Here is a 15,331-nt window from a genome sequence, read left to right on the forward strand (position 1 = left end):
CCAGCCCCCCGCGTCCGCGACCGCAGGAAGACGCCCACCAGGAGCCCCGCCAGCAGGCCGCCCAGGTGCCCCGCGTTGTCCACGCCCGCGCTCGTCCACCCGAGCCACAGGAAGACGAGCACCGTGGGCAGCGCGCTCTCCCCGGAGAACCACCCGAAGCGCGCCTTCGGCCCGTTGCGCGAACGCCGCCCCAGCACCAGCAACGCGCCCACGCAGCCGAACACGAGCCCCGAGGCGCCCACGCTCACCGTCGGCGACCACCAGAGCGAGCCCGCCATCGTCGCCAGGCCGGACACCCCCAAGAGCGCCAGGTAGTCCCACCAGCGGCACGCCCGCTCCACCGCCGAGCCCACCACCGCGAACACCAGCAGGTTGAGTCCCAGGTGCAGCCCGTCCCGGTGCAGGAGGTTGGCCGCCAGGAGCCGCCAGCCCTGCCCCACGTCCGTCACCAGGGGGCCGGCCTTGGCGCCCCACCGCACGAGCGCATCCACTCCGGGGGGGCCACCGGGCGCCAGCGCGACGTACAGAATGGCCTGCGCCCCGACCAGTGCTAGCGTGAGCCACGGTAGCCTCGACTCCCCACCCTTTCCGGCCAATCGACCGATGGACAACACTGCCTCCCTGACCCTGGGATGGGCAAAAAACCCTGTTGTTCCCGGGGGATACATGGCTTGTCTCGGCAAAGGGCATTCTGCTATAGCTGTACTCGGACCGGACCCGTGCTGAAGCTCATCATCGAAGACGACGAGGGGCGCAAGACCGTTGTTCCCTTCGTGCGCGACGAAATCACCATTGGCCGTCAGGAGGGCAACACGATCCGCCTGACCGAGCGCAACGTGTCACGTCGACACGCTCGACTCGTGCGCCTCAATGGTCACGTCGTGCTCGAAGACCTGGGGAGCTACAACGGCACCCGGATCAACGGTGAACGCGTCGCAGGCCAGCTCCCTCTCAAGGAGGGCGACCTCATCCAGATCGGCGACTACGATCTGGCGCTGCAGGTCGAAGGCGCGGCCGCCACCGCCGCCCCTACTGGCGCCATCACCGCCAAGGTGCCTGCCTCCCGCCGGGCGGAGCCCGACGACGAGGACGACGCCCCGGCGCCCGCCGCGTCGCAGGACGACGACGAGGAGGACGAGGACGGCGCCGAGGATGGCGACGAACACGACCACACGCCTCCGTCGGCGGAGATGCGGCGCAACGCCACCTCCATCATCCGCATGGATCAGATGGAGGCGGACCGCCCCCGCAAGGTGGAGCGCGTCCCGGACGACGAGCAGCCCCGGCTGCTGGTGCTGTCCCCCACCGAATTCAAGGGCCAGGAGTACGACTGCAACCGCACGGAGCTGCGGATCGGTCGCACGTCGGAGAACGACATCGCCCTGGACCACCGCTCGCTGTCCCGCACGCACGCGAAGATCGTGCGCGAGGAGACCGGTGAGTGGCGCGTCATCGACATGCAGTCGGCCAACGGGATGACGGTCAACGGCGAAAGCTACGCCCAGGCCACGCTGTCGCACGGCGACGTCATCGAGATGGGCCACGTGAAGCTGCGCTTCGTGGGCCCAGGCACGCTGGCGGAGGACATCGCCGCGCAGAGCCGCTCGGGCTCGAAGAAGATGCTCGTGACCGCGGTCGTCGCGTTCCTGTCCATCGCCGCGGGCGCCGCCATCTTCGTGGTGAAGGGCGAGGAGTGGTTCGGTCCGCCGCAGCCGCCGCCCGTCGTCACCGACAATCAGCCCCCGCCGACGAACCCGCCCGACACCGCGCCCCCGCAGCAGCCTGAGACCGTGGTCGCGACGCCGGAGACGCCGCCGGACACGAAGACCCCTGAAGCCCCGAAGCCTCCCGCGGTGACCCGCGACGACTTCTACGCGGCCCTCAAGGACGGCAACCTCCAGAACGCCGCCGCGGTCCTCAAGGGCCTGCGGGAGACCGCGAAGGGGCCGGCGTCCGCCAAGGCCCTGGACGGGCTGGAGAACGACCTCAAGCGGGAGACCGCGGCCGACAAGGGCCTCACCGACACGGAGACCGCCCTGAACCAGGGCAATGACGCGGAGGCCATCCGCGTCTTCGCGAAGGTGTCCAAGGACACGGTCTTCGCCAGCCGCTACAGCGACCTGGGCGCCCGGGTGGACGAGGCGAAGAAGAAGGCCGCGGAGGAACCTCCGCCGGAAGCCCCGGTCGCCGCCGCGGAGACCGACGCGACCCGGGAGAAGTTCAAGGTCATCAACCAGCAGGCCTATGACCTCGCGACCGCGCGCAAGTACGACGAGGCGCTCAAGGTGGCCCAGCAGTGCCCGGCCATCGCCGCCAGCAATCCGGATTGTGCGCTGCTGCTGGGGTACCTGTATGCCAAGGTCAAGGACTTCAAGAAGAGTGAGGAAAACTACGAGCGTTTCCTCACCCTGGCCCCACCGGATCACCCCCGCCGGACGCGGGTGATCGACATCCTGAAAGTCAACAAGGCCGAAGGGGCAGGCTCCCCCCAGGACAAACCTTCCGCCCAGAAGACCAGTCAGTAATTCCCCCCCGCAGCACTTCCCTCAACCTTGCAGCGAGGAGACGCTGTGCAGATTCGCATCCTGGTAGTTGATGACGAGCAGGACAACTGCGACTACCTCAAGCTGGTGCTGACCCGTGAGGGCTACGAGGTGGTCACCACCACCGACCCCACCCAGACGGTGGACATCCTCCGGGGCTCTGACTTCCACCTCGTCATCCTCGACATGATGATGCCGCAGATGTCGGGCACCGAAGTGTTGGAGCTCATCCGCAAGTACGACACGGACATCGCGGTCATCGTCGCCACGGCCTATCCCACGGTGGACACGGCGGTCGCCTCGCTCAAGGCGCAGGCGTCCGACTACGTGAAGAAGCCCATGGAGCCGGAGCAGTTCACGGCCGCCGTGCGCAACGCCCTCCAGAAGAAGGGTCTGTCGCAGGACCCGGAGGCGGACCTTCACCGCGCCATCGGCCGCACCATCCGCGACGCCCGCAAGACGCAGGAGCTCACGCTCAAGCAGCTTGCCCGCCGCACCGGCCTGTCCGTGTCCCTGCTGTCGCAGATTGAACGCGCGGAATCCTCCGCGTCCATCTCGTCGCTCTACAAGATCGCCTCCGCGCTCCAGCTGCGCATGGGCGAGCTGTTCGGCGACACCTAGCGCCCGTTGAACAGGGGCGCGCGCTTCTCCAAGAAGGCCGCGCGCCCCTCCTTCGCATCCTCGCTGCCGAACGCCTCGCCGCGCACCTGACGCAGCCGCGCGACGTCCTCCGGAGCCAATCCGGAGCGCGCCAGCAGCCCGAACGCCTCCTTCATCCCCGTCACCGCCTTCGGGGCCTGCGCGGCCAGCGTCGCGCACAGCGCCAGCGCGCGCCCCTCCGCGTCCTCCAGGCACTCGTCCAGCAGCCCCCACGCCAGGGCCTCCGCCGCCGGCAGCCTGCGCGCGGTGAGGAACAGCTGCTTGGCCCGGGACAGCCCCACGAGCCGCACCGCCCGCGCCAGGCCCTCCGGCGAGTACACGATGCCCAGCCGGGCCGGGGGCATGAGGAAGAACGCGTCCTGGGCGCCCACGCGGAAGTCGCACGAGGCCGCCAGGTCGAAGCCCGCGCCCACCGCGCCGCCCTGCACCAGCGCCACCGACGGCACCGGGTGCCGCTCCAGCTTCAGCAGGCACGCCACCAGGGGGTCATCCGGCAGCCGCCCGTCCGCGCCGGGAGGCCCCAGGTGCGTCAAATCGTAGCCCGCGCAGAAGTGCCCTCCCTGCCCGCGCACCAGCAGCACGCGCACGTGGGGGGCGGGCTCCAGCGCCGCGTCCAGGCGGGCCAGCAGCGCGTCGTTGAGGGCATTGCGCCGCGAGGGGTTGGAGACGGTGAGCACCCGGACGCCGCCCTCGCGGTCCTCCACTTCCAGCGTGGGCTCCATCGCCGTCTCCTGGAACACGGGCCCGGACTAGCCGAGCACCACGAGGACGTCGCCCTCGTTGACCGGCTGCGCTTCCTTGCAGCGGATCTCCTTCACCGTGCCGCCTTCGTCGGTCTCCACCGGCATCTCCATCTTCATCGACTCGAGGATGACGAGCGTGGTGCCGGGCTCCACCTTGTCGCCGACCTTCACCTCGATCTTCCACACCGTGCCCGTGATGTGCGCCGCAACGTCCGCCATGAACCAGTCCCTCCTCGGGTGTGAAAACGATGCGCGGCCTGCCCGCGCTCCTACGGCTTCGCGTGATGATCCAGGAAATGCGTGTCCAGCTCGCCCGCGCTGAAGGCAGGGTCCTTCAGGATGCGCAGGTGCAGCGGGATGTTCGTCTTGATGCCCTCGATGCGGAAGTTCTCCAGCGCCTTCACCGCGCGGGCAATCGCCTCGTCGCGCGTGGCGCCGGTGATGATGAGCTTCGCGATCATCGGGTCGTAGTTCGGCGTCACCACGTCGCCCTCGGCATAGCCCGAGTCCAGGCGCACGCCCTCGCCCGTGGGCGGCTGGTACACCTTCAGCGGGCCAGGGGACGGGAAGTACTTCACCGGGTCTTCCGCGTAGATGCGGAACTCCAGCGCCGCGCCCTTCCGCTTCACGTCCTCCTGCTTCACCGTCAGCTTCTCACCCGCGGCGATCCGCAGCTGCCAGCCGATGAGGTCCAGGCCCGTGGTCAGCTCCGTCACCGGGTGCTCCACCTGGAGCCGGGCGTTCATCTCGATGAAGTACACCTGCCCGTCCGAGTACAGGAACTCCACCGTGCCCGCGTTCGCGTAGCCGAACGCCTTCGCCGCGGTGACGGCCGCCGTGAAGAGCTTCTCCGACAGCCCGGCGTTCTTCCCGTTCGCGAACAGCACCGACGGGGCCTCCTCCACCACCTTCTGGTGCCGGCGCTGGATGGAGCACTCGCGCTCCAGGCCGTGGATGAGGTGGCCGTGGGTGTCGCCCAGGATCTGGACCTCGATGTGGCGGGGCGCCGGGAAGTAGCGCTCCAGGTACACGCCCTCGCGGCCAAAGGCGGCCTTCGCGCGGTCCGTGCACTGGCGGTAGACCTTCTCCAGCTCCGCGGGGGTGTTCGCCGCCGCCATGCCGATGCCGCCACCGCCGCTGGCGGCCTTGCACAGCACCGGGTAGCCGATGCGCTCCGCGGCCTCCAGGGCGCTCTGCACGTCCGGCAGCACGCCGTCGCTGCCGGGCACCACGGGCACGCCCGCGGCGGACACCAGCTTGCGCGCCTGGCTCTTGTCCTTCATCCGCGCCATGGCCTCCGGCGGTGGCCCCACGAACACCAGGCCCGCGTCCGCGCACGCCTGCGCGAACTCGCCGTTCTCCGACAGGAAGCCGTACCCGGGGTGCACGGCCTGCGCGCCCGTCTTCTTCGCCGCCTCCAGGATGGCGGGGATGCTCAGGTAGCTGTCCTTCGCCGGCGCGGGACCGATGCGCACCGCTTCGTCCGCTTCCTTCACGAAGGGCAGCGTCGCGTCCGCGTCCGAGTACACGGCGACCGTCTTGACGCCCATGCCTCGGGCCACCGTCCCGATGCGGCGCGCGATTTCACCCCGGTTGGCGATGAGCAGCTTCTGGAACATGGCGGAAACCCCGGCGTTGCGAAGGGCGGCCAAACTAACCCCCACCCCCCTGCCTGACAAGCGCTCGGACAGGCGCGCAACAGGTCCGTACAGTCCCGTAAATTTGCGGGGTTGAGGACCCCTGGCGTACCTTGCCCGACGTGAAGCCTCCCTCGACAGGAACGGAAGGCGTCGTGGACCTGCATGGTGCCCGTCGCGCTCGCCGTCTGGATTTGTACCGCACCCGGCTCAATGAGCGGGTACAGGACACTCGCGCCAATCTGGTGACGCTCTACCAGGGCGGCACCCTCTTCACGCCCGACGGCACGAAGCAGGGCCGCTCGCTGCTCAAGGCCCTCCAGCTGTTGCAGCGCGTTGGCCCCAAGCTGGAAGAGCTGGCCGGCAGTGGCGTCCTGCCCGCCCCCCGTGCGTCGGAGCGCATCGACGCGCTCTACGACGAGGTGGACGGCCTGTTCACCCGCTGTGACCGCCTCACCGGCCGGGGCACGGCGAGCGTCGCCCGCCTCCCCCGCCGTTAAGCCCTGCCCTACGGCAGTTCCGTCTGGCCCTGACGGCGCAGGAACGTCGGGATGTCGAACTGATCCTCGTCCAGGGGAAGCGCCGCGTCCTTCACCACCGACGTGCGCGCGCTCTGCATGGAGGACTTCGGGTTCTCCACCGTGGACATGCTCGGACGGGGCGTGCTCTTCGCGGGCACCAGGCTGGCCACCTCCTCGCGGGAGGAGGACAGCACCGACGGCGCGGGACGGCTGGGCAGCGGGACCTGGACCACCTGCGCCATGGGCCGCACCTTCGCCGCCTCGCGGTGCACGAAGCCCGTGGCGATGATGGTGATCTTCACCTCGTCCTGGATCTGCTCGTCGATGAGCGACCCGAAGATGATCTCCGCCTCGCCGTCCGCCGCGTCGTGCACCAGCGTCAGCGCCTCGTTGACCTCCTGCAGGGTCATGTCGCGGCCGCCCGTGATGTTGATGAGCAGGCCGGTGGCGCCGTCGATGGAGACGTCCTCCAGCAGCGGGCTGGAGATGGCCTGCTGCATGGCGATGACCGCGCGCCGGTCGCCGCAGGCGTTGCCCGTGCCCATGAGCGCCAGGCCCTTGTCGCTCATGATGGTCTTCACGTCCGCGAAGTCCACGTTGATGTAGCCGTGGTACTGGATGAGGTCGCTGATGCCCTGCACGGCGTTGAGCAGGACCTCGTCCGCGCGCTTGAAGGTCTCCAGGAGCGGCATGGGCTCGTTGGAGAGTGACAGCAGGCGCTGGTTGGGGATGGTGATGAGCGTGTCCACCGCGGCCTTGAGCTCCACGATGCCCTGCTCGGCCTGCTTGCGGCGCTTGTTGCCCTCGAAGAGGAACGGCTTGGTGACGACGCCGACGGTGAGGCAGCCCAGGCTCTTGGCGATGTCCGCGATGATGGGCGCGGCGCCAGTTCCAGTGCCACCGCCCATGCCGGCCGTCACGAAAACCATGTCGGCGCCTTCCAGCACCGCGGCGATCTGATCGCGCGACTCCAGCGCGGCCTCGCGGCCCATCTCCGGGTTGGCGCCGGCGCCCAGCCCCTTGGTGAGGGCCTGGCCCAGTTGCAGTCGGGTGGGCGCCTTGCTGGCGGCGAGCGCCTGAACATCGGTGTTGGCGGCGATGAAATCGACGCGATCCAGCTTCGACAGAATCATCGTGTTGACCGCGTTGCAGCCCGCCCCGCCCGCGCCCACGACACGAATCTTCGCGGCCTGCTTGTTCTGCTCGAACTGGTCCATGTCGTTCCTCTTGGCGGAAGCACCCCAGCGCCGTCCGCGATGACTGCCGCCTTCGACAATCATCAGGAAGTCGGGCGCTTTGGCAAGTATTCCGCTACCAGCCTGTAGCGCCCTGCTGCGGTGTCGAGTCCTGACGCCCACTTACGCGCGCGGCGTCAGCAGTCATGCGTGCGCGTCGGTGGGTGAAACGCCCTCTTGACTCGCGCGCATGACTCGCCGTGGTCGGTTGTGCGCGCCTCGCACGCCTGGGGACGTGTGGAGACGGGGTCCGGATGACGAAAAGGCCCGGCTCCCTCTACGGGAACCGGGCCTTCGCGCTCAAGCACGACGGTGAAGGACTACGGGGCCGGACGCTCGATTTCGACCTTGCCCATCTTCACGATGTTGAACTCCACGCGGCGGTTGTTCTCCCGGCCCGCGGCCGTCTTGTTGGAGTCCACCGGCTTCGTCTCGCCGAAGCCCTCGGAGGTGAGGCGCTCCTGCGCGATGCCGTCGTTCACCAGGAACGTGCGCACGTTGGCGGCGCGGCGCTTGGACAGGTCCAGGTTGGCGGCGTCCTTACCCTGGTCGTCCGTGTGGCCCTCGACGCTCAACAGCTCCACCTGCGGGTTGGCGCGCAGCACCGCGGCCACCTGCTTCAGCAGCGGGAACGAGCGCGGCAGGATGACGTCCTTGCCCGTGGCGAAGTAGACCTTCTCCAGGATGAGGATGCGCTCGCCCTCGACGAGCACCTTGACCTTGCCCTTGTCCGGGCAGCCGTCCTCGTCGGTGACGCCGTTGATGGTCTCCGGCTCCAGCGGGCACTTGTCCGCCGTGTCCGGGATGCCGTCCTTGTCGTTGTCCGGATCCGGGCAGCCGTCCTCGTCCTGGAAGCCGTCCTTGTCCTCGGGCGCGTTCGGGCACTTGTCGTCCGGGTCCATCAGGCCGTCGCCGTCGGAGTCCACCGGGGCGGGCGGAGGCGGAGCGGGCTTGGTGTCCGGGCAGCCGTCGGTGTCCTCGAACTCGTTGACCGTCTCCGGCTCGTTCGGGCACTTGTCCGCCGTGTCCGGGATTCCGTCGTTGTCGTTGTCCGGGTCCGCGCAGCCGTCCGCGTCCTGGAAGCCGTCGAAGTCCTCCGGCCCTTCCGGGCACACCGGCCGGGGAGGCGCCGGGGCACGCTCGGGGGTGCTGTAGCTGAGGCCGGCGAGCACGCGGAAGGTGGGCGTGCCGTAGCCGTGCGTCAGGCCCGGGCCCGCGCCCACGTGGGCGGCGAGCCCGCTGGTGGCGCGGTACTTCAGCGCCGCGAGCAGCTCCAGGGGGATCTCCTCTTCATCCTGCTGCTTGAAGCCCAGCGCGCCCGCCAGCGTGGCCTCCACGGCCAGGGGCACCTTGCCCAGTTCGAAGGGCACCTGCGCGCCCAACCCGTACGCCAGCGCGCTGCCGGTGTTCAGGTTGCGCAGCTGCTGCGACTTGCGCAGGTCCACGCCCACGTTGGCCAGCACCCGGAAGCGACGGCCGTACTCGGCCACCAGGCGCGGGTTCACGGACACGCCCGACCCGCCGAGGAAGTCCGAGGCGCCGCCGGTGGGCAGCGACACGGGCACCGCCAGCGACAGGCCGTAGCTCTCACCGTCCAGCAGCCGCGCCTTCGGGATGAACCGCAGGTCGCCGATGCCGCCGCCGCTCACCCCGTTGGCGAAGGAGGGGTCCACGGCCGGCGAGTTCTCCGAGCCCTGGATGGTGATGGGCAGCACGACGCCGATTTCGAACCGGTCGAGGAAGCCCACCGCGCCCATCAGGTCCACGCCCACCTGGCTCTTCACCAGGGAGGTGACGTACTCGTCCTTGCGGGGGTCGAAGAAGTTGAGCGGCTTGTCGGCGTAGTTGACCGAAAGCCCCACGTTCCACCCCAGGTGCCGCTGCACCTTCGCGCCGTGCAGGCCGAGCACGTCCGACACGCCCGGACCCGGCTTGTACTGCTGCACGTCGATGGCCTGCGACACCGCGCCGGCCTGCGCCAGCGCGGCCGGGGCCGCGAAGAGCGCGGCCACGAACATCGCGACAGCCCCACCCGCGCGGGCCAGGAGCTGCCCGGCCTTGCGGAAGCGGCGGCCCACCAGGGGCAGGGCCAGCAGCATCAGCGCGAAGGGCGCCAGCGAGCCCGTCCCACCCGTGCTGCAGCCGTGGCCCACGACGAGGAAGTCGTCGTTGGCGTCGAGCGGGTTGGAGCCGCCCTGCACCTCCACGCCGTCGTCGATGCCGCCCTCGTCGGTGTCCTTCTTGTTCGGATCCGTCTCCGTGGCGTCGCGGCGGCCGTCGTGGTTGGCGTCTTCCGCGCCGTCCTTCAGGCTGTCACCGTCCGTGTCCGGGTTCTTCGGATCCGTCTTCGTCGTCGGATCGGCGTCCGGCTTGAAGTTCGGAGAGGACTTGTCGGTGCCCGGAGGCGCGGTCTCGGCGGTGACGCCCAGCTCCGTGCCGTCGTTGATGCCGTCGTTGTCGCTGTCCGGGTCCAGCGCGTCGAGGGTGCCGTCGCCGTCCGTGTCGGTCAGCCCGTCGATGCCGTCCGCCACGCCGTCGTCGTCGGTGTCGGAGTCGAACGGATCCGTACCGGCTTCGATTTCACGCTGGTTGCTGATGCCGTCGCCGTCCGCGTCGTTGTCGTCCGCGGGGTTGTTCGGATCCGTCTCCAGCACGTCCACGCGGCCGTTGTGGTTCGCGTCTTCGATGCCGTCGAACACGCTGCCACCGTCGGTGTCCTTGTTGAGCGGGTTGGTCTTCGTGGCGGGATCCTGGTCCGCGACGAACTTCGTCGGGTCGGTGTCGTCGCCCTGGGGCTCGGTGAGGCCCAGCTCCAGACCGTCCGTCAGGCCATCGCCGTCGGTGTCCGCCTCGTTCGGGTCCGTCTCATCCGCGTCCACGATGCCGTCGTGGTCCTTGTCCTCGTTGCCGTCCAGGATGCCGTCGTCATCCGAGTCGTCGTCCAGCGGATCCGTGCCGCCGACCTTGACCTCGACGCCGTCGGGGATGCCGTCGCCGTCGGTGTCCGGGTTGTTCGGATCCGTGCCGATGATGGCCTCTTCCACGTCCGGCAGACCGTCGTTGTCCGAGTCCGCCATTCCCGTCGAATCCACCGTGAAGGTGGAGGACGCGGTCGAGCTCGTGGCCGTACCGTCCGTGGACACCGCCGTCACCGTGTACGTGCCATTGGCCAGCGGACCGGGCAGCGCCTGACTCCAGTTGCCAGAAGCATCCACCGCGATGGGGCCGTAGTTCGTGCCCTGGAACGTCACCGTCACGCTCGTCGCGTTCGCGGTCGTGCCCGTCACCGTCACCGAGGTGGAGGCGACGGTCGAGCCGTTGGCCGGAGCGGTGATGGCCACCGTCGGCGCCGTCACGTTCACCGTGAAGGTGGAGGTCGCGATGGGGCTGGTGTTGCCCGCCGCGTCCTCGGCCACCGCGGTCACGGTGTACGAGCCGTTGGTCAGCGGGCCCGGGAGCGCCTGGCTCCAGTTGCCCGAGGCATCCACGGCGATGGGGCCGTAGTTGGTGCCCCGGAAGGTGACCGTCACGGACGTGGCGCCCGTGGACGTACCCGTCGCCGTCACGTTCGGGTTGGTCACCGTCGAACCGTTGGCCGGCGTGGTGATGGCCACGGTCGGAGCGGTCAGGTCCACCGTGAAGGTGGTGGTCGCGGTGGGGCTGGTGTTGCCCGCCCCGTCCACGGCCACGACGGTCACGGTGTACGTGTCCTCATCCAGCGGACCCGGCAGCGTGTAGCTCCAGTTGCCGGAGGCATCCACCGTGATGGGGCCGTAGTCCGTGCCTTCGAAGCTCAGCGTCACGGACGTCGCGTCCACGGAGGTACCGGTCACCGTCACCGTGGAGGTGTTGACGAACGCGCCGTCGGCCGGCGTGGTGATGTCGACCTCCGGGCCCGTCAGGTCCACCGTGAAGGAGGTCTGGTCGGGCGTGCTGGTGTTGCCCGCGGCGTCCGTGGACACGGCCGTCACGGTGTAGTCGCCATCCGTCAGGGTCACCGGCAGCGTGTAGTTCCAGTTGCCCGCGCCATCCACCGGGATGGGGCCATGGTTGGTGCCCTGGAAGGTGAGCGTCACGGACGTGGCGCCCGTGGACGTCCCCGTCACCGTCACCGTGTCGGTGCCAATCGTGGAGCCGTCGGCCGGCGTGCTGATGGCGACCGTCGGATCGGTCAGGTCCACCGTGAAGGTGGAGGTCGCGGTGGAGCTGGTGTTGCCCACGCTGTCCACGGCCACCGCGGTCACGGTGTACGTGTCTTCGGCCAGGGGGCCGGGCAGCGTGTAGCTCCAGTTGCCGGAGGCATCCACCGTGATGGGGCCGTGGCTGGCGCCGTCGAAGGTGAGCGTTACGGACGTCGCGCCCGAGGACGTACCCGTCACCGTCACGGTATCGGTTCCCACCGAGGTGCCGTTGGCCGGGGTGCTGATGGCCACCTGCGGGCCGGTCAGGTCCACGTCGAAGTTGGAGGTCGCGGGGGTGCTGTCATTGCCCGCCGCGTCCGTGGACACCGCCGTCACGGTGTACGCGCCTTCGGTCAGGGTGACCGGCAGCAGGTAGCTCCAGTTGCCGGAAGCATCCACCGTGATGGGACCGGAGTCGGTGCCCTGGAAGGTGACCGTCACGAACGTCGCACCCGTGGAGGTGCCCGTCACGGTCACCGTGCTGGTGCCCACCGTGGAGCCGTCCGCCGGAGAGCCGATGGCCACCGTCGGAGCGGTCTGGTCCACCGTGAAGGTGGAGGTCGCGGGCGTGCTGGTGTTGCCCGCCCCGTCCGTGGCCGTGGCCGTCACCGTGTAGTCCCCATCCGAGAGGGGGCCGGGCAGCGCGAAGCTCCAGTTACCGCCCGTCACCGTGATGGGGCCGTAGCTGGCGCCGTCGAAGGTGAGCGTCACGAAGTCCGCGTCCGTGGCGGTGCCCGTCACCGTGACGTTGGGGGTGTTCGTCGTGGAGCCGTTGGCCGGCGTGGTGATGGCGACCACCGGGGCGGTCTGGTCCACCGTGAAGGTGGAGGACGCCGTGGTGCTGTTGGTGCCACCAGCGTTCGTGGACACCGCCGTCACCGTGTACGAGCCATCGGCCAGGGGGCCGGGCAGCGCCTGGCTCCAGTTGCCCGAGGCGTCCACCGTGATGGGGCCGTAGTCGATGCCCTGGAAGGTGACCGTCACGCGCGTCGCGTTCGCGGACGTACCGGTCACCGTCACGCTCGGATTGGCCGTCGTGGAGCCATTGGCCGGCGTGCTGATGGCCACCGTCGGCGCCGCCACGTTCACCGTGAAGGTGGAGGTCGCCTGCGCGCTGTTGGTGCCGTACGCATTCGTGGACACCGCCGTCACGTTGTACGTGCCGTTGGGCAGCGGGTTCGGGGTGAGCACCTGGCTCCAGTTACCGCCCGTCACCGTGATGGGCCCGTAGTTGGTGCCGTTGACGGTGAGGTTCACCGTCGTGGCGTTCGCGGCCGTGCCAGACACCGTCACGTTGGCGGGATTGGTCACCGTGGCGCCGTTGGCCGGCGTGGTGATGGCCACCGTCGGGGCCGGCACGGCCACCGTGAAGGTGGACGAGGCCTGGGTGCTGTTCGTCGTGCCGTTCGAGGACACCGCCGTCACGGTGTAGCTACCGTTGGTCAGCGGGCCCGGCAGGGCCACGCTCCAGGTGCCGCCGCTCAGTGTGGCCGGGTAGTCCGTGCCCTGGAAGGTCACCGTGACGCTGGTCGCGTTCGCGGCCGAGCCCGTCACCGTCACGTTGGGATTCGTCACCGTCGAGCCGTTGGCGGGCGCCGTGATGGCCACCGTCGGGCCCGCCACCGTGAAGGTGGAGGTCGCGGCCGTGCTGTTCGTGGTGCCGTTGGTGGACACCGCATTCACGGTGTAGCTGCCGTTGGCCAGGGGGCCCGGGACCGTGGCGGTCCAGTTACCGCCCGTCACCGTGTAGGGGCCGTAGTTCGTCCCGTTCAGCGTGAACGAGACAGACGTCGCGTTCGCGGCCGTGCCCGCGACCGTCACGTTGGTGGGATTGGTCACCGTCGAGCCGTTGGCCGGCGTGGTGATGGCCACCGTCGGGGCCGGCACGGCCACCGTGAAGGTGGAGGTCGCCGTGGTGCTGTTCGTCGTGCCGTTCGTGGACACCGCCGTCACGGTGTACGTGCCGTTGGCCAGCGGGCCGGGCAGCGCCTGACTCCAATTGCCGCCCGTCACTGTAGCGGGACCGTAGTTCGTGCCCTGGAACGTCACCGTCACGGACGTGGCGTTCGTGGCCGTGCCCGTCACCGTCACGGTGGGGTTCGTCACCGTGGAGCCGTTGGCCGGCGCGGTGATGGCCACCGTCGGCCCGGCGACGATGGTGAAGGTGTTGGTGTTGCTCTTGGGACTCGCCAGGCCGTTGCTCTCCGCGTACGCGTAGACGGAGTGGGCCGCGACGGAGAGCTGGACGGTGGGCGTGAAGGTCCAGTTGCCCGAGGCATCGGACATCGTCCGACCAATCTCCTGGTTGTCCACGACGACGACGATGGTCGTGTTCGCCGGGCCCGTGCCGGTGAAGGCGGGCGTCCGGTTGGTCGTGGTGGAGCCATTGGCCGGCGTGACGACAACCGGCGCAGCGGGCGTGGTCAGCGGAGACGTGAGCGTGTTGACGACGCCGACGTTGCCAGGTGCCGCCCCGTACGACGCACCATCATAGATGGAACTCGCGAGCGCCTGCGTACCCGCCGCGCCACCCGAGGTCGCAGTGGCGGGCGTCGTCGTGCAGTTGAGGGTCGCGCCCTGGAGGAAGATGTTGCCACCGCCGGCGCCGCCGCCCGTGCCGTGCTCCACGGCAGTGCTGCTGCCGCCGCTGCCACCCTTCGCGGAGACGTTGCCAGCGTTGCAGCTCAGCGCGCCATTGAACCGCAGCGACACCGTACCACCCGCCCCACCACCACCCGCGGCGTCATTGTCAGAGCTTCCGCCAGCAGTGCCATCCGCGCTGATGGAGCCAGCGCCCGCGAGCGAGCCACCACGAATGAACACGATGCCACCGGCATTGCCTCCCGCGCCGCTGGTGTCGTCGTTGCCATGGCCACCACCGCCACCACCGCCGAACAGGAGCCGGGTCGTCGGATCGAAGAGCATCCTGCCGCCCCCCATACCGCCCACGGGTCGCGCGGGGCCTTGGTCCCCCGTCCAGGTTCGACCGCCGATACCGCCCGCGCCGCCATTACCACCACCGCCACCACCCGAGTTGTGACAGATGCCACCACCGCCACCGTTGAGAACGTTGCCACGACCCAGGGCGGTCGCGGCCGGGGGGGGCGACAGCGGCACCTTGAACTTGGCCGGGAAGACGCTCTCGCCCTTGACGGCACCGCCCGGGTACGGCTCGTCGTTGGCCGTGCACAGGTCGCCACCACCATTGGTCTTCTCGCCTCCCCGGAAGCCCGTGCCGTTGGCGGAGATGGTGCCGTTGTTGATGACCGCGCCCTGGGCCAGGAACACGACGACGCCACCCAGGTTGTCCGTGGAGTCGTCGTCGTTGGACCAGACCTTCGCGACGATGCTCGCGCCCGCGTTGATGGTCACAGTCGTGTACTCCGGCACGCGGATGACCTGCGCGGAGGTACGAATCGCTGTCGCCGACGTACCGCCCAGGAACTGCTGCGTGAGCGTCGTCCCGGTGGCGAAGTTCAGACGGGTCGCGGTGAGCGACGTCACCCGCGCGAACTGCCAGCGGCCCACATTCTCCGCCGTGAAGTTGAACGGGCCCGCTGTGCCAGACACCGGCGTGGTTCCATTCCAGCCGGTGGTCTGGAACACCATCACCAGATCGCCCACGGCGAAGCCCGTCGTGGACGTCACCGTCACGAAGGTGGCGCCCGCGTTCGCGGTCGCCGTCAACCGCGTGTACGTGTTGATGACCGTGTTGGGGCCAGCGACGGTCAACGCTCCGTTGTGGCCGTTGCCAAGGCCGAAGGTGTCCGGTTCGGCCATGGCCGGCGGCGCCATGAACACGGCGCACAGC

At 69.4% G+C, this 15,331-nt stretch carries 9 protein-coding genes; 3 read left to right on the forward strand and 6 right to left on the reverse strand.

The annotated features are described in order from the left end of the window. Positions 1–479 (reverse strand): rhomboid family intramembrane serine protease (locus D7X74_RS06285; RefSeq protein ID WP_304984908.1); only part of this gene is annotated, 479 nt, incomplete at its 3' end. 240 nt (positions 480–719) lie between these two features. Here D7X74_RS06285 and D7X74_RS06290 point away from each other — a divergent pair. Both D7X74_RS06290 and D7X74_RS06295 read left to right on the forward strand, forming a co-directional pair. Beyond that, positions 720–2,525, forward strand: coding sequence for an FHA domain-containing protein (locus D7X74_RS06290; protein ID WP_120532006.1), 1,806 nt, complete (start codon positions 720–722; stop codon positions 2,523–2,525). Between the two features lie 45 nt (positions 2,526–2,570). Next, positions 2,571–3,164, forward strand: coding sequence for a response regulator (locus D7X74_RS06295; protein ID WP_014398871.1), 594 nt, complete (start codon positions 2,571–2,573; stop codon positions 3,162–3,164). Here the strand turns inward: D7X74_RS06295 and D7X74_RS06300 are convergent. From D7X74_RS06300 to D7X74_RS06310, 3 genes are read right to left on the reverse strand one after another with little or no spacing between them, the layout of a single operon-like run. After that, a complete protein-coding gene (locus D7X74_RS06300) occupies positions 3,161–3,925 on the reverse strand; it encodes an enoyl-CoA hydratase/isomerase family protein (RefSeq protein ID WP_120532007.1) in 765 nt (254 codons plus the stop codon). The genes D7X74_RS06295 and D7X74_RS06300 overlap by 4 nt on opposite strands. 27 nt (positions 3,926–3,952) lie before the next feature. Beyond that, positions 3,953–4,165, reverse strand: coding sequence for a biotin/lipoyl-binding carrier protein (locus D7X74_RS06305; protein WP_120532008.1), 213 nt, complete (start codon positions 4,163–4,165; stop codon positions 3,953–3,955). A 50-nt stretch (positions 4,166–4,215) separates the two neighbouring features. After that, positions 4,216–5,565: an acetyl/propionyl/methylcrotonyl-CoA carboxylase subunit alpha gene (locus tag D7X74_RS06310; protein WP_120532009.1), complete on the reverse strand. Its 1,350-nt coding sequence runs from the start codon at positions 5,563–5,565 to the stop codon at positions 4,216–4,218. A 173-nt stretch (positions 5,566–5,738) separates the two neighbouring features. Between D7X74_RS06310 and D7X74_RS06315 the strand changes: the two genes are divergently transcribed. Continuing rightward, positions 5,739–6,083 (forward strand): hypothetical protein, encoded by a 345-nt coding sequence (locus tag D7X74_RS06315; RefSeq protein WP_233595403.1) that lies wholly within the window; start codon positions 5,739–5,741, stop codon positions 6,081–6,083. Positions 6,084–6,091: 8 nt separating this feature from the next. Here the strand turns inward: D7X74_RS06315 and ftsZ are convergent, their stop codons facing one another. Together ftsZ and D7X74_RS06325 are read right to left on the reverse strand one after the other, a co-directional pair. Beyond that, on the reverse strand, positions 6,092–7,321 hold the full coding sequence (ftsZ, locus tag D7X74_RS06320; RefSeq protein WP_120532011.1) for a cell division protein FtsZ: 1,230 nt from the start codon (positions 7,319–7,321) through the stop codon (positions 6,092–6,094). 338 nt (positions 7,322–7,659) lie between these two features. Continuing rightward, positions 7,660–15,315: an Ig-like domain-containing protein gene (locus D7X74_RS06325; RefSeq protein ID WP_233601998.1), complete on the reverse strand. Its 7,656-nt coding sequence runs from the start codon at positions 15,313–15,315 to the stop codon at positions 7,660–7,662. Positions 15,316–15,331: the final 16 nt, after the last annotated feature.

The organism is Corallococcus sp. CA047B, from assembly GCF_003612065.1.
Lineage (GTDB): Bacteria > Myxococcota > Myxococcia > Myxococcales > Myxococcaceae > Corallococcus > Corallococcus praedator.

Bases quoted from the DNA above. Each gene is read 5' to 3' on its own strand.
- D7X74_RS06300 (WP_120532007.1), bottom strand. From the start codon at position 3,925: ATGGAGCCCACGCTGGAAGTGGAGGACCGCGAGGGCGGCGTCCGGGTG.
- D7X74_RS06305 (WP_120532008.1), bottom strand. From the start codon at position 4,165: ATGGCGGACGTTGCGGCGCACATCACGGGCACGGTGTGGAAGATCGAG.
- D7X74_RS06310 (WP_120532009.1), bottom strand. From the start codon at position 5,565: ATGTTCCAGAAGCTGCTCATCGCCAACCGGGGTGAAATCGCGCGCCGC.
- ftsZ (WP_120532011.1), bottom strand. From the start codon at position 7,321: ATGGACCAGTTCGAGCAGAACAAGCAGGCCGCGAAGATTCGTGTCGTG.
- D7X74_RS06325 (WP_233601998.1), bottom strand. From the start codon at position 15,315: ATGGCGCCGCCGGCCATGGCCGAACCGGACACCTTCGGCCTTGGCAAC.